Source organism: Polynucleobacter aenigmaticus, from assembly GCF_002206635.1.
GTDB classification, from domain to species: Bacteria; Pseudomonadota; Gammaproteobacteria; order Burkholderiales; family Burkholderiaceae; genus Polynucleobacter; species Polynucleobacter aenigmaticus.
Genome location: NZ_NGUO01000002.1, coordinates 232,641 through 247,619 on the forward strand (window position 1 = coordinate 232,641; position 14,979 = coordinate 247,619).

General features: G+C 44.2%; 15 protein-coding genes. 10 read left to right on the forward strand and 5 right to left on the reverse strand.

Annotated elements, in window-relative coordinates:
• Positions 1–3: 3 nt before the first annotated feature.
• The 5 genes from mnmE to rpmH are packed head-to-tail and all read right to left on the reverse strand — an operon-like array spanning position 4 to position 3,879.
• Positions 4–1,383 (reverse strand): tRNA uridine-5-carboxymethylaminomethyl(34) synthesis GTPase MnmE, encoded by a 1,380-nt coding sequence (mnmE, locus tag CBI30_RS01800; protein WP_169711240.1) that lies wholly within the window; start codon positions 1,381–1,383, stop codon positions 4–6.
• 41 nt (positions 1,384–1,424) lie between these two features.
• Complete coding sequence (gene yidC / locus CBI30_RS01805; protein WP_088526627.1) at positions 1,425–3,167, reverse strand: membrane protein insertase YidC; 1,743 nt, start codon at positions 3,165–3,167, stop codon at positions 1,425–1,427.
• 10 nt (positions 3,168–3,177) lie between these two features.
• Complete coding sequence (yidD, locus tag CBI30_RS01810) at positions 3,178–3,417, reverse strand: membrane protein insertion efficiency factor YidD (protein WP_088526628.1); 240 nt, start codon at positions 3,415–3,417, stop codon at positions 3,178–3,180.
• A 1-nt stretch (position 3,418) separates the two neighbouring features.
• On the reverse strand, positions 3,419–3,736 hold the full coding sequence (locus CBI30_RS01815) for a ribonuclease P protein component (protein ID WP_206075520.1): 318 nt from the start codon (positions 3,734–3,736) through the stop codon (positions 3,419–3,421).
• An 8-nt stretch (positions 3,737–3,744) separates the two neighbouring features.
• Positions 3,745–3,879, reverse strand: coding sequence for a 50S ribosomal protein L34 (rpmH, locus tag CBI30_RS01820; RefSeq protein WP_011903922.1), 135 nt, complete (start codon positions 3,877–3,879; stop codon positions 3,745–3,747).
• Positions 3,880–4,101: 222 nt separating this feature from the next.
• Here rpmH and dnaA point away from each other — a divergent pair, with 222 nt between their 5' ends.
• The 10 genes from dnaA to CBI30_RS01870 all read left to right on the forward strand — a co-directional run bounded on the left by dnaA (position 4,102) and on the right by CBI30_RS01870 (position 14,833).
• Positions 4,102–5,526: a chromosomal replication initiator protein DnaA gene (dnaA, locus tag CBI30_RS01825; RefSeq protein ID WP_088526629.1), complete on the forward strand. Its 1,425-nt coding sequence runs from the start codon at positions 4,102–4,104 to the stop codon at positions 5,524–5,526.
• Positions 5,527–5,792: 266 nt separating this feature from the next.
• On the forward strand, positions 5,793–6,908 hold the full coding sequence (dnaN, locus tag CBI30_RS01830) for a DNA polymerase III subunit beta (protein ID WP_088526630.1): 1,116 nt from the start codon (positions 5,793–5,795) through the stop codon (positions 6,906–6,908).
• Positions 6,909–6,923: 15 nt separating this feature from the next.
• Positions 6,924–9,419: a DNA topoisomerase (ATP-hydrolyzing) subunit B gene (gene gyrB / locus CBI30_RS01835; protein WP_088526631.1), complete on the forward strand. Its 2,496-nt coding sequence runs from the start codon at positions 6,924–6,926 to the stop codon at positions 9,417–9,419.
• A gap of 6 nt (positions 9,420–9,425) precedes the next feature.
• Positions 9,426–9,920 (forward strand): SET domain-containing protein, encoded by a 495-nt coding sequence (locus CBI30_RS01840; protein WP_088526632.1) that lies wholly within the window; start codon positions 9,426–9,428, stop codon positions 9,918–9,920.
• Positions 9,921–9,932: 12 nt separating this feature from the next.
• A complete protein-coding gene (locus tag CBI30_RS01845; protein WP_088526633.1) occupies positions 9,933–10,157 on the forward strand; it encodes a DUF3717 domain-containing protein in 225 nt (74 codons plus the stop codon).
• 91 nt (positions 10,158–10,248) lie between these two features.
• Positions 10,249–11,016, forward strand: a complete 768-nt coding sequence (locus CBI30_RS01850; RefSeq protein ID WP_088526634.1) for an ABC transporter ATP-binding protein — start codon at positions 10,249–10,251, stop codon at positions 11,014–11,016.
• On the forward strand, positions 11,013–11,717 hold the full coding sequence (locus tag CBI30_RS01855; protein ID WP_088526635.1) for an ABC transporter ATP-binding protein: 705 nt from the start codon (positions 11,013–11,015) through the stop codon (positions 11,715–11,717). The genes CBI30_RS01850 and CBI30_RS01855 overlap by 4 nt, the downstream gene beginning before the upstream one ends.
• Positions 11,718–11,739: 22 nt before the next feature.
• The gene (locus CBI30_RS01860) at positions 11,740–12,963 is read left to right on the forward strand and encodes an ABC transporter substrate-binding protein (RefSeq protein ID WP_088526636.1); all 1,224 of its coding nucleotides are present in this window, start codon (positions 11,740–11,742) and stop codon (positions 12,961–12,963) included.
• Positions 12,964–12,980: 17 nt separating this feature from the next.
• On the forward strand, positions 12,981–13,901 hold the full coding sequence (locus CBI30_RS01865; RefSeq protein ID WP_088526637.1) for a branched-chain amino acid ABC transporter permease: 921 nt from the start codon (positions 12,981–12,983) through the stop codon (positions 13,899–13,901).
• A gap of 2 nt (positions 13,902–13,903) precedes the next feature.
• Positions 13,904–14,833: a branched-chain amino acid ABC transporter permease gene (locus CBI30_RS01870; protein WP_088526638.1), complete on the forward strand. Its 930-nt coding sequence runs from the start codon at positions 13,904–13,906 to the stop codon at positions 14,831–14,833.
• Positions 14,834–14,979: the final 146 nt, after the last annotated feature.

The window sequence follows — 14,979 nt, forward strand, 5'->3', positions numbered from 1 at the left end:
CCTCTATTTGCCGATACAAAACTGGCTAAATATCTTACCCAAAAGGTCATCAGGAAGTAACTTTCCAGTAATTTGCCCTAACTGATCTTGCGCTAAACGTAGCTCTTCTGCAAATAACTCTAGGGATATGTTGCCATCTGCAGCGAAAATCTGGGATTTCTCCAAATGGGTTGCAGCTCTATCCAGGCAGTCTAAATGTCGTCGACGTGCCACAATGGCCCCCTCTTGAGAGCCTCCCCAACCAACCAACTCCAGGATTTTTAGCTTTAGCGCATCAATCCCATCACCTGTTTTGGCTGAAATGAGCAAAGCCTGATTATTGCTGTGATTGGTCTTTGAGCCGCCCAATAGGTCGGATTTATTGCTAACCTCTAAAACAGGGCATTTTGGCGGTAGCGCTTTTAGTATTTGAGCCTTAAGCTCCAGCGTGCTGGCAATTTCAGCCTCATCTGGAGACCTGGGGTCTTGAAGAAACACCACTAGGTCTGCCGTGCGAATCGCTTCCCAGGATCTTTCAATACCCTTTGCCTCGACCAGATCGCTAGTGTCACGCAATCCAGCAGTATCGATGATGTGCATGGGAACACCGTTGATGGTGATGCTCTCCTTAACTCGGTCTCGTGTAGTCCCAGCGATCGGGGTCACAATTGCCACATCTTCCCCAGCAAGGCGATTTAGCAAGGAACTTTTACCGACGTTGGGGGCGCCTGCCAAAACCAATTGAATACCATCTCGCAAAATCTTTCCCTGTTTTGCGCCCTCCCTTAGTGCATGCAGCTTACTCATGACTGTTGCTAGGCGCTCACGAGCTTGGGCATTCTCCAGAAACTCAATCTCCTCCTCGGGAAAATCCAAAGTGGACTCCACCAAAATTCGAAGCTGTGTAATTTCCTCAATCAAGCTATTGATGTCGTTTGAGAAGGCCCCCTGCAGTGAGCGTGCCGCCCCGCGTACTGCGGCTTCGCTTTGAGCATCTATTAGATCTGCGATTGCCTCTGCTTGAGCTAGATCAATTTTGTTATTGAGATAGGCGCGCAAAGAAAATTCGCCTGGCTCGGCAATGACTAAGCCTTGGTCTTTACCCAACTCCAAGCATCGCTTCATTACCAATTCAAGGAGTTGTGGTCCGCCATGGCATTGCAATTCCAATACATCTTCACCAGTAAAAGAGGCTGGGGTAGAAAAGTAAATCGCAATAACTTGGTCAATTACTGCGCCGGCGCCATCGCGCAAAGTTAATAGGTTAGCTTGTCGAGGCTCTAATGCCCTCTGAAATAGGGCTTTGGCAATCTGCAAAAGATTGGGGCCGCTAATGCGAATTACCCCAATACCAGCTCTACCAGGTGCAGTGGCAACCGCAATGATGGGTAGCTTTCTAGTCATCATTGCGGGCACTCCCTATTCGTCTCTAACCAGCTAAAATTTTATTTAGCTGGTTTTTTTCCAAACATTTGATTGATTTGCCACTGTTGAGCAATGGATAACAAGTTATTCACAACCCAATACAAAACCAAGCCAGCAGGGAAAAAGAAGAACATGATGGAGAACACGAGCGGCATGTACATCATCACCTTAGCTTGAATCGGATCTGGCGGCGTTGGGTTTAGTTTGGTTTGTACAAACATGGAGATGGCCATAACGATTGGCAAAATTCCAACGGGGAAGAATTGTGTAAAGCCCAATAAGTCGCTAATTGAGGTGTCGGGTAAAGATAAGTCATGTACCCACAAAATCCATGGCGCGCCACGAAGTTCAACCGATGACAGCAACACCCAATACAAAGAAATAAACACAGGGATCTGAATCACAACAGGCAAACATCCACCCAAAGGATTAATTTTTTCCTTGCGATACATCTCCATCATTGCTTGATTTAGCTTTTGTGGCTCACCCTTATATTGCTCTTTCATTGCAAGCAGTCGCGGCTGCACCTCTTTCATGCGCGCCATAGATTTGTAGCTTGCAGCCGAGAGGGGGAAAAACACCAGCTTAATCAAAATGGTTAGGAGGATGATTGACCAGCCCCAGTTGCCCACGTAGACATGAATATTTTCTAGGAACCAAAAAATGGGTTTAGCCAAAATGGTGAGGTAGCCATAGTCTTTCAATAAAGCAAATCCTGGGGCAATAGTCTCTAAAACACTTTCTTCTTGTGGACCAACAAATAGTTTTGCTTTTTCAACAACAGTAGTGCCTGGAGCAACTACACCCAAGGGTGTTTGTATACCAATGCGATACAAGTTGTTGTCAATTCTTCCCGCATAGATGTCGCGCGTAGCTTTATCGCCAGGAATCCAGGCGCTTGCAAAGTAATGCTGCACCATTGCAATCCATGCAGGATCACCGGCGGCTACCTGCGTAGGAATGGTTATTTTGTTTTTATCAATTGCGGTGAACTCAAGCTTGTTGAATTTTTCTTTTTCTGTATAGACCGCAGGCCCGGTAAAAGTACTTGCAGAGAATGCGCCGTCAAAGGGTCCAATTTTTTTCTCTTGGGATGCATCGCGAACAATCTCTGTATACAAAACCAATGGTGTTGCATTGGCGCTGCTCTGTGTAACACGGTGGCCAACATCTACAACATAACTACCTGGATTCAAGATGAATGTCTTTTCCAGCTTTACGCCGTTGCGCTCGCTCGCCAAAATAAGGAATGGTTTGCCGGACGCATCTTTGCCAGACTGAACCAATTTAAAGTTGCTTGTGTGATTTGGTAGATCCGCATTTCCCAGCGCGATCAAGCCGGAGCGTGCAAAGTATTTGTGATTAGGTGTGTACTGGAAAAGTTCAACTGGTTTTTTTTCTGCGGTGAGCTCTTTAAGCAACTTCGCATCAATTACATTGGCACCGTTGGCGCTAATTTCTAAAACCAATACATCATTCTTTAAAACAAATTTTTCTGATGTCTCTATTGCACTCGGGATTGCTATGGGTGCTTGTTGGGGCGCTGGAATCCCTGGGGTTTGGATGGGCGCTGGAATCCCTGGGGCTTGGATGGGCGCCGGAATGTCCGCTTTACCTGTTGGCGCCTTATCGGCTGCTACAAGATTGCTGACAGGGCTTCCACCAAACATCGATGGCCTGCCTTCATGGATTTGCCAGCTGTTGTACAACATTAAGCCTGACATGGAGAAGACTGCCCAAAGAATTGTTTTTTTAAAGTCCATTTGCGTTCACTTAATAATGATGAGATCTTGGTTTTACAGCGGGGTCGTGACCACCTTGTGACCATGGGTTGCAGCGAAGAATGCGCCACACCATCAGCCCAAAGCTTTTAAAAAATCCATAGCTTGCAAAACAGTCGCAGGCATATTGAGAGCAGGAGGGCTCAAACTTACAGTGCATGCCGACAAAAGGGCTAAGCGCTATTTGATAGAGCCTCACAACTTTTATGGCTATTTTATTTAAAAGATGCACGTTAAATTAGCCCTGCAATCTGAGTTCGCAGAACTTCTTTTTCTTTTCTTCTAAGTCTTCCGCGGGTTTCGCGACCAATTGGTTTTTTTAGCTTAACTACAACATCACTGTTGAGGTTTGTGGCTTGGGCGCCCCTGACCATTTCACGGATCATGCGCTTTAATTGGTTGCGATCAACCGCACGTTTAGCTAATTTTTTAGCTACTGCAATGCCTAAATCTGGTTTCGCGCCTTGATCCGAAGATGCCAAATACAGACCCCAGTACAAGCTTGTCTTGGGACGTGTTTTTAGTAACTCAGAAATCCTGGCGCTATTCAACTGCTAAATTAAACAGCCAGACGTTTACGGCCTTTAGCACGACGTGCGTTTAATACTGCGCGTCCACTCTTAGTTTTCATACGAATACGAAATCCGTGAGTGCGTTTACGACGTGTTACTGAGGGTTGGTACGTTCTTTTCATGATTCATCCTGCAAAACCCAGTATTTTCCTTGTTGGACGGCAAAAGGTCAACCGCTATGAAGGAATATATAGGTATTTTTCTCTATTTTATGCGTGAGTTTTTAGTAAGTCGTTAATTTAAATGGATTTTTTTGTTTTGTGCACAAGTTATCCACAGGTTTTCCACGATTTTCTAGCTTGTGGATAACTTTATGGGATCGCTACAATGGATCCTCTAAAAATATGAGTAACTTACAGAATCCCCCCACATTGAATTCACCTAACCCACTTGGGTTTTGGGATGATGCCCTTGGTATGCTGGCTCGCGAGCTCTCCCCCCAACAATTTAAAACCTGGATACAACCATTAAGTTTGGTTTCCTATGATGAAAGTGAGCAATCACTCATTGTAGGAGCACCAAATAGATTCAAGCTTGATTGGATTAAGAAAACTTTTTCCGACCGCTTCCAGGAGATAGCAGACCAGTATTTTGGTCACTCAGTTACCCTAGGTTTTGTACTTAATGTTGATGGTGTAGCCACCCAAACTGTAGAGGTGAGGGCCCCTCAAGAGCGGATTGAGCCTCAAGAGGCGCTTATTAGCCCAGACAGCACGTCAACAGAGGAGCAGGCATTTGAAATTGAAGACCACTCCAAACTTAACCCAAACCTTACTTTTGAAACCTTTGTAACCGGTAAGGCCAACCAGTTGGCTAGGGCTGCATCTATCCAGGTTGCCCACAACCCAGGCACCTCATATAACCCCATGTTTTTGTACGGTGGGGTAGGCTTAGGTAAAACCCATCTGATCCATGCAATCGGTAATCACCTTTTAAAAGAAAAGCCCAACGCTCGGATACGTTATATCCACGCTGAGCAATATGTTTCGGACGTGGTTCGAGCTTATCAACAAAAGGCGTTTGATCGTTTCAAACGCTATTACCACTCCTTAGACCTTTTATTAATTGATGATATTCAATTTTTTAGCGGCAAATCAAGAACTCAGGAAGAGTTTTTTTACGCCTTCGAGGCCCTCTTAAGTAATAAGGCTCAGGTCATTATTACGAGCGACACTTACCCTAAAGAGATGGCTGGTATTGATGATCGACTTATTTCGCGGTTTGACTCTGGCTTAACGGTTGCTATCGAGCCGCCAGAGCTTGAGATGCGAGTCGCTATTTTGATGAAAAAAGCTTTAATTGAGGGCATCCCTATGAGTGAGGATGTGGCCTTCTTTGTTGCTAAACACCTCCGATCTAATGTAAGGGAGTTGGAGGGTGCGTTAAGAAAAATTTTGGCTTTTGTGCGCTTTCACGGCAAAGAGGTCACGATTGATGTGGCCCGCATAGCCCTTAAAGACCTACTCTCTATACAAAACCGTCAAATTTCTGTCGAGAATATTCAGAAGGCTGTGGCAGATTTTTACAGTATTAAGGTTGCTGATATGTACTCCAAAAGGCGCCCAGCAAACATTGCTAGACCACGTCAAATTGCTATGTTTATGGCTAAGGAGTTGACCCAAAAGAGTTTGCCTGAAATCGGTGAGTTGTTTGGTGGTCGCGACCACACCACTGTTTTACATGCGGTGCGGAAGATTGGGGAAGAGCGCTCACACGATGGCCAATTGAATCATGAAATCCATGTTATTGAGCAAACCCTAAAATCTTAGATTTTTTTGCCTGTGGATAAGGTTGTGGATAGCTCAATAGATAACTTTGGGGATAGTGTGTGGATAAATTGTGGAAAGCTTGCTGTTCATGCAAAAATAGGGTGTTGATAAAGAGTTATCCAATATTTATGCAGTGTTTATACAAAAGTTCTCCACAGGGTTTTTTGGTTATAACAGTTTGTTTTAATTGGAGTTTTTGACTTATCCACCAAAATAACGAGCCTTATTACTATTACTAATAAGATATATACAAGGATTTAAAAGCAATGCAACTCGTAAACACTTCGCGTGATAGTTTGTTAAAGCCCCTTCAGGTTGTCAGTGGCATTGTTGAGCGTCGACATACATTGCCAATCTTGGCAAACTTGTTGTTCAAGAAGCAGGGTGACAAAGTGTCATTCATCTCCACTGATATTGAAATTCAAATCACAACTAACGCCAATTTTGGAGTTGGGGTGGAAGACGTCACCACGACAGTGGCAGCAAGAAAGTTGCTTGATATATTGCGTGCTTTGCCAGAGGGCCCGGTGGCACTTAATCTTAAAGACAACAAGATGGTTATTCAAAGTGGCAAAAGCCGCTTTTCCTTACAAACCCTATCAGCAACAGAGTTCCCGGTAATGCAAAGTGTTGGTGAAGTGACCGCTAGTTGGAAAATGACGCAAAAGAGTTTTCGTCAATTAGTTGGTCAAGTTCATTTTGCGATGGCTCAACAAGATATTCGGTATTACCTCAATGGCATGTTATTGGTTGTAGAGGGTAAACAAGTAATTGCCGTAGCTACAGATGGTCACCGCTTAGCCTACTCTCAAGTGGAGTTAGCAGAGGCTCCAATGGGCTCAGGACAGAGACAAGAAATTATCATCCCACGTAAAACTATTCTTGAGTGCCAACACTTACTCGAAGACTCTGATGAGATGTTGGAGATGAGTCTTACTTCAAATCAGGTGAAGTTTACTTTTGGTGATATTGAGTTGATCTCAAAATTGGTTGAAGGCAAATTCCCTGACTTCCAAAGAGTTATACCTAAGGGCCACAAAAATTCCTTAGTTGTTGGCCGTGATGTTTTGCAATCGGCCTTACAGCGTGCGGCAATCTTAACCACGGATAAATTTAAGGGTGTGCGCTTTTCTTTATCACCGAACCGAATTACTGTTCAATCAACCAATGCTGAGCAAGAAGAGGCTCAAGAAGAAATTGAAACTGAATACAGTGGTGATGACGTTGAAATTGGTTTTAACGTCAGTTATCTACTAGATGTCTTATCAAACTTGAAAAACGAAAAAATTCAAATTAGCTTGGGTGATGCCAATAGTAGTGCGGTAGTTACCTTACCCAACTCTGAAGACTTCAAGTATGTTGTGATGCCAATGCGTATTTAATTTAGAAAAAAATGACTGAAGAAAAAAAAAGTAGTAGAGCAGTATGGTGCGTCATCGATCCAAATCTTAGAAGGTCTTGAAGCTGTTCGTAAGCGCCCAGGAATGTATATCGGGGACACCTCCGATGGAACTGGCCTACATCATCTAGTTTTTGAGGTTTTAGATAACGCTATTGATGAGGCGCTCGCGGGGTATTGTTCTGAGATTACTGTAGTCATCCAAACAGATAACTCTATTTCTATTGTTGATAACGGGCGTGGTGTACCAACAGGCATTAAATACGACGACAAACATAAGCCAAAAAGAAGTGCCGCTGAGATTGTGATGACCGAGTTACATGCGGGTGGTAAGTTCGATCAAAATAGTTATAAAGTTTCTGGCGGCTTACATGGAGTTGGCGTTAGTTGCGTAAACGCACTTTCTAAATGGTTAAAACTTACCATTCGTCGAGATGGTAAAGCGCATTACATGGAGTTTGCACATGGTGTTATTCAAAACCGCAATATTGAAGAAGAAGATGGTGTTGCTGTTTCTCCCATCACCATTACTGGTGATACAGCACTATCTGGTACTGAGGTTCACTTTCTAGCAGATGAGACTATTTTTGGAAATGTGGATTTTCATTATGAGATTTTAGTAAAGCGCATTCGCGAACTCTCATTTTTAAATAATGGTGTGCACATTAAATTAATTGATCAGCGCTCTGGTCAAGAAGAAGATTTTGCATTCTCGGGTGGTGTTAAGGGCTTTGTTGAGTACATTAATCAAACCAAAAATGTTTTACACCCTAACATTTTTTATGCAGAAGGTCTTCGTCCTTCAGACTTGGGCGGCAATATTACCGCTGAAATATCAATGCAATGGAATGATAGTTTTAGTGAGCAGGTTCTCTGTTTCACCAATAACATTCCTCAACGTGATGGTGGCACCCACTTAACTGGCCTACGTGCAGCCATGACTCGCGTTATCAATAAATATATTGATGAGCATGAGGTAGCTAAAAAGGCAAAAGTAGAAATTTCTGGTGAAGACATGCGCGAAGGACTTGCCTGTGTTTTATCTGTCAAAGTTCCAGAGCCTAAATTCTCAAGCCAAACAAAAGACAAGTTGGTGTCCAGTGAGGTTCGTGGACCAGTAGAGGAGATTGTTGCAGAAGCTTTGAGCGCATATCTTCAAGAGCGCCCAATTGATGCAAAAATCTTATGTGGAAAAATTGTAGATGCTGCGCGTGCTCGCGAAGCAGCACGCAAAGCTCGGGATATGACGCGCCGAAAAGGCGTGCTAGATGGATTAGGGCTCCCTGGAAAATTAGCAGACTGCCAAGAAAAGGACCCCACCAAATCTGAATTATTTATTGTCGAGGGAGACTCCGCGGGAGGCTCTGCGAAGCAGGGGCGTGATCGACGCTTCCAAGCAATTCTTCCCCTTAAAGGAAAAATCTTAAACGTCGAGAAAGCGCGCTTCGATAAAATGTTGGCGAGCCAAGAGGTGGTTACTTTAATTACCGTTCTTGGTACAGGTATTGGTGCAGAAGAATACAAAGCTGACAAACTACGCTACCACCGCATCATCATCATGACCGATGCGGACGTTGACGGTAGCCACATCCGCACACTATTACTTACTTTTTTCTACAGGCAGATGCCGGAGTTAATTGAGCGTGGCCACATCTACATTGCTCAACCACCTTTGTATAAAGTGAAGTTTGGCAAGAACGAGCAATACATTAAAGATGATGTTGAACTTAATCAACTTCTATTAAAAATTGCCTTAGAGTCCGCATCACTTCAAACCCCTATAGGAGAGATTATTGAGGGTGCCGCACTAGGTGAGCTTGCTAAACACTACCAAGTAATCCAATCAATTGTTGATCGCCTGTCGCGCAATATTGACGAAGATGCTCTGCGCGCTATTGCCTCTGGTACGCAATTGAACTTAGATACTGAAAATTCAGCACAAGAATCCGCAGAACGTTTGCGAGCTGCACTTAATAGCGCCTTAAACCCGCTAGCACTACCACCAGAAATTATTGTGCAAAAAGAGGAGCGCACAGACCGTTATAAACTTTTATTGTCTCGCCGTATTCATGGCAACTTAAAGTTGTCTGCAATTAACTCAGACTTTGTTCATGGTGATGACTACCAAAGCTTATCGAATGCTGCTGCCGTTTTATCTGGAAAAGTATTGCCGGGATCAAAAGTTCGTCGCGGTGATCCGGATAAAAATCAAAAAGAACAGTCCATTCAAGACTTCAGGGCTGCCTTTGCTTGGTTGCTTTCCGAAGCTGAGCGCGTTCTTAGCCGTCAACGATATAAGGGCCTTGGTGAGATGAACCCTTTACAGTTGTGGGAAACAACCATGGACACTGCATCGCGCACCCTGCTTCAAGTAAAAATTGAAGATGCCATTACTGCAGACCAGGTCTTTACTACTCTTATGGGTGATGAGGTTGAGCCGCGCCGCGCCTTTATTGAGAAGAACGCCTTAATTGCCCGAAACCTTGATGTGTGATTCTAGATGAGCAAAAAAAAATTATCACCACCAAAAATTGATCGATCTCGTATTGTCGTGAAATCTTCACCCATCCATGGGAGAGGTGTCTTTGCTGCGAAACCAATTAAAAAGGGTGATGCAATTATTGAGTACAAGGGCGAGCGTATCAGCTGGAAGTTGGCTGAGAAGCGCCACCCCCACGATCCAAAAGACCCCAATCACACCTTCTATTTTTCATTAGAGGATGGCCGGTGTATTGATGCGAAGTATGGTGGCAATGCTGCGCGCTGGATTAACCACTCCTGTAAACCTAGTTGTGAAACCCGCGAGGACAGCTTTAATGGCGATGCGCGTGTTTTTGTTTACGCGAAGCGCGATCTCAAGGCAGATGAGGAGCTTTTTTATGACTACTCTCTTGGGGTTGAGGGGCGCATCACCAAACAAATGAAAAAAGACTATGAATGCCGCTGCGGCGCCAAAAAATGTCGGGGCACGATGTTGTCTCTCGATAAGAAATAAACTTTTTTGACTATGTTGTTTATTACCATTCAGGATTTAGAGGCTGCTATTAATTATTGGCGTAGCCAGTCGCCTGCATCAGGCGAGGAGTTACATTTATGTATAGAGGCATCAGCCCTTGCGAAGCCTTATGCATTGATGATCGTTCAGGGTTCGCAGAGAGTTCCCATGGATGTCTTAGATGAAACCGCTAAATCTGCCATCCAAACTTTCTTAAAAGATACCAAGACAAATTAATAGATAACCCCTTCTTTTAGGGTTATCGCTATATTGCTAGAGATTTTCTTAGGGTATTCTCAAACACTTACCCATCTATGGGTTTGGGGACTTGAGATTGCAAGAAACAATATTAAAAACAATTGGTCTTGGAAAAACGTTTAAAGGTTTTTCTGCGGTGAGTGACGTCAATTTAGATGTCGCTCGGGGAAGCATTCATGCATTGATTGGGCCCAATGGGGCTGGCAAAACAACCTGCTTTAATCTCCTTACAAAATTTTTAGAACCCACCAGTGGTCAGATTTTGTTTAATGGGTTTGATATCACCAAAGAGAGGCCGGCTCAGATTGCTCGGCGCGGGGTTGTTCGCTCATTTCAAATATCTGCTGTTTTTCCACACTTAAGTGTTTTGGAAAATGTTCGTGTTGCACTGCAACGAGGCTTAGGTACAGAGTTTCATTTTTGGAAATCTGGGGACTCACTCAACGTGCTTAATGAGCGCGCCGAAGAACTTTTGTGTGAGGTTGGCTTGGCCGACTTTGCTCATGAAGACACATTAAATCTAGCCTATGGCCGTAAAAGAGCCCTTGAAATAGCCACCACCATGGCTATGGAGCCCGAATTGATGCTATTAGATGAGCCGACGCAAGGAATGGGGCATGAGGATGTGGAGCGTGTTACAGAGTTAATTGATCGAGTTGCTAAAGGCCGAACCGTTTTAATGGTGGAGCACAATATGAAGGTAGTTTCTTCCATCGCCGACCGGATTACCGTTCTACAGCGCGGCTCCGTCTTGGCTGAGGGCTCTTACCAAGAAGTTTCAAACAACCCCTTGGTAATTGAGGCTTATATGGGAAGTCAGGGGGCTGACACCATATGAGCACCATGGCATTGGAGGTTAAAAACCTAGAGTCTTGGTATGGGGAGTCCCATATCCTTCATGGTGTGAACTTTGCTGTTCGTGACGGCGAGGTTGTTACCTTACTGGGCCGCAATGGTGCCGGCCGTAGCACCATCCTAAAGACTATTTTAGGTTTAACCAGCAAAAGAACTGGTTCGGTAGAGGTGTACGGCGCACAAACCATCACTATGCCAACTTACCAAATTGCTCGCCTGGGTGTTGGTTTTTGCCCAGAAGAGCGGGGCATTTTTGCAAGCTTAAGTACCGAAGAGAATTTGATGCTATTGCCAGAGATTGCCCCTGGCGGCATGGGTTTAGATGAGATTTATGAAATGTTCCCTAATCTCTATGAGAGGCGCAACAGCCCGGGTACACGATTATCTGGCGGTGAGCAGCAAATGCTGGCAATGGCGCGCATTCTCAGAACAGGTGCAAAACTTCTATTGCTAGATGAGATTACCGAAGGTTTGGCGCCGGTTATTGTTCAAAAGTTGGGTGAGGTGGTTACAAGTTTGCGCAATAAAGGGTTCACCATTGTGTTGGTGGAGCAAAACTTCCGTTTTGCTGCACCTTTGGCGGATAGGCATTATGTGGTTGAACACGGCAACGTGGTTGAGGTTGTAAATCAAAACGAGCTTACCGAAAAAGCGAGCTTATTAAACGAGTATCTTGGTGTTTAGTGGTTATTTATAGGAGACAAAAATGAAGTTAAAGCAAATTACCGCATGTCTGGTGGCGGCAACCATATTTGGTTCTAATCCAGCGTTTGCGCAAGCATCAAAAACTAGTGGCGATGTTATTAAGATTGGCGTCTTAACCGACCTATCTTCAACTTACTCAGACTTGGCTGGCCCTGGTGCTGTTATTGCAGCCAAAATGGCAATCGCTGACTTTTCTAAGGACGGCACAGTTCTTGGTAAAAAAATTGAGTTGCTTAGCGCTGACCATCAAAACAAAGCTGATATCGCTGCAAACAAGGCTCGCGAATGGTACGACAAAGATGGTGTAGATGTGATTGTTGAGTTGGTATCAACCAACGTTGCTTTGGCTGTTATGGAAGTTGCAGAACAAAAAAATAAAATTACTTTAGTTTCTGGTGCGGCCTCTTTGCCAATTACCAACGAGAAATGTACTGCCAACAACGTTCATTGGACCTACGACACTTATGCCCTTTCAAACGGCACAGGTAAGGCAGTGGTCAAGCAGGGTAAAAAGAACTGGTACTTCATTACCGCCGACTATGCGTTCGGTGCAGCCCTAGAAAAAGATGCTACTAACGTTGTTACTGCTAATGGCGGTAAAGTTTTGGGTACAAGTAAGCACCCATTCCCAAATAGCGATTTTTCGTCCTACCTCCTCAAGGCCCAAGCTAGTGGTGCTGATGTTGTAGCTCTGGCAAATGCAGGTCAAGACACCATTAACTCTGTTAAGCAGGCCTCAGAGTTTGGCATCAATAAAAAGCAAACCGTTGTTCCTTTGCTTATGTTTATCTCTGATGTCCACTCTTTGGGTTTAAATGCTGCACAAGGTATGTATTTAACCGAAGGTTTCTACTGGGATAAAGATGACAAGACACGCGCATTCTCTAAGCGCTTTATCTTGCAACACAAACGCATGCCTACTAGTGTTCAAGCCGGTGTTTACTCATCAGTTCTTGCTTACCTGACTGCGGTTCAAAAAGCGGGCACTGACGATACTCAAGCTGTAATGAAGGCTCTTAAATCTACCAACATTGATGATGGTCTATTTAAGGGAAAAATCCGCGCTGACGGTAAGTTTGAGCACGACATGTATTTACTAGAAGTGAAGAAGCCTTCTGACTCGAAGAGCCCATGGGATTATTACAACGTCCGTGCGGTGATTCCTGCTGCCGAAGCAACCCAACCACTTTCATTGTCAAGATGTAAGCTGGTTACCAACAAGTAATCGAATCTTAATTAAGTATGTTTGAACTTCTTGGAATTACCCCACAAGGGCTGGTTGCCCAGCTCTTGGTGGGGCTTATTAATGGCTCGTTCTACGCCATTTTGAGCTTGGGCTTGGCTATTATTTTTGGCCTACTCAACATCATTAATTTCTCGCACGGCGCCCAGTACACCATGGGTGCTTTTGTTGCGTGGATTGGCTTAACTCAAGTTGGCCAGTGGTTTGGCTTTCCTGAGTTCTCTATTAATTATTGGTTTGCATTAATTCTTGTGCCCTTGGTCATGGCCGGCTTTGGCTTGATTTTGGAGCGAACCATGCTTCGTCGCCTTTATCACCTGGATCATCTTTATGGTCTTTTGCTGACTTTTGGTTTGGCTTTAATTATCGAGGGCATGTTCCGTCATTGGTATGGAATTTCTGGTGAGAGCTATCCTGCTCCTGAAATATTACAAGGTGCCATCCCCTTAGAATCAATCGGTATTATTTTGCCTAAATATCGCTTGTGGGTGGTTGTAGTTTCTTTGGTTGTTTGCTTTTCGACTTGGTATGTAATTGAGAGAACCAAGTTAGGCGCCTATCTTCGCGCGGGCACTGAGAATCCAAAATTACTTCAAGCGTTTGGTATTAATGTTCCCCTGATGATTTCTTTGGCTTACGCCTATGGTGTAGGCCTTGCTGGTTTTGCTGGTGTCTTAGCGGCGCCTATTTTTCAAGTGAATCCACTGATGGGTTCGAATTTAATTATTGTTGTTTTTGCTGTGGTCGTAATTGGTGGAATGGGCTCAATCATGGGGTCTATTTTGACTGGCCTTGCCTTAGGTTTGATTGAAGGCTTAACTAAAGTATTTTACCCAGAGGCATCTGGCGTGGTTATTTTTGTGATCATGGCAATCGTATTGCTCATTCGTCCCGCTGGACTCTTCGGCCGGGAGAAATAAGTATGAACTCAAAAACAAAATTAATTTATGGCATCTTGGTGTGCATTGCCCTACTTATGCCATTCCAGGATTTTATCTATTTAGTGTTTGCAATGAAGGTCTTGTGCTTTGCCCTCTTTGCTTGCGCCTTTAATTTGCTGCTGGGTTTTACTGGCCTACTCTCATTTGGTCATGCCGCATTCTTTGGAACCTCAGCCTACATTACTGCATATTTTTGCAAAGAGGTGGGACTATCACCCGAGTTTGGTATTGCATTAGGCGTTTTGGGCTCGGCGGCACTGGGCCTCCTCATTGGCTCCTTGGCAATTCGTAGGCAGGGCATTTATTTTGCAATGGTGACCTTGGCACTCTCGCAAATGGTTTACTTCTTGGCGGTTCAACTTCCATTTACCGGTGGTGAGGATGGTATTCAGGGTGTGCCCCGTGGAATGTTGCTTGGCTTCATTGATCTAAAAGATGATGTGAGCATGTATTACTTTGTATTGGCTGTGTTCTTAATTGGTTTTGCTTTAATTTTGCGTACAGTTCACTCCCCATTTGGCCAGGTCTTAAAAGCCATTCGCGAAAATGAGCCGCGCGCGATTTCTCTTGGTTACGATGTTGATCGTTTTAAATTAATTTCCTTTGTGATTTCAGCAGCCCTTGCTGGTCTGGCTGGATCTTTAAAAACTTTGGTTTTCCAGTTGGCGACATTGACCGATGTTCATTGGCATATGTCTGGCGAGGTGGTTCTAATGACCTTGCTCGGCGGCATGGGAACCATTCTTGGTCCAGTGGTTGGTGCTGGCATCGTGGTTGGCTTACAGAACTACTTGGCGAATATTGGGTCTTGGAGCACGATTGCAACCGGATTCATTTTTGTAATTTGTGTTTTGGCATTTCGTCGTGGTGTTGTTGGTGAAATCGCTCACTTTTTCAAGAGTAAGACTTGATTTTAGATTGTTCTTAATGGCTTCTAGTACGGCGCTTCGGCGCCGTACTCATTTCTGGGTTTGTATTGCTTGGGTTTACTGTGGATCCCGTGAACCTATAATTTTTATAAATAGTCAATTAAATCAATAGCTTATATTGTTAACTA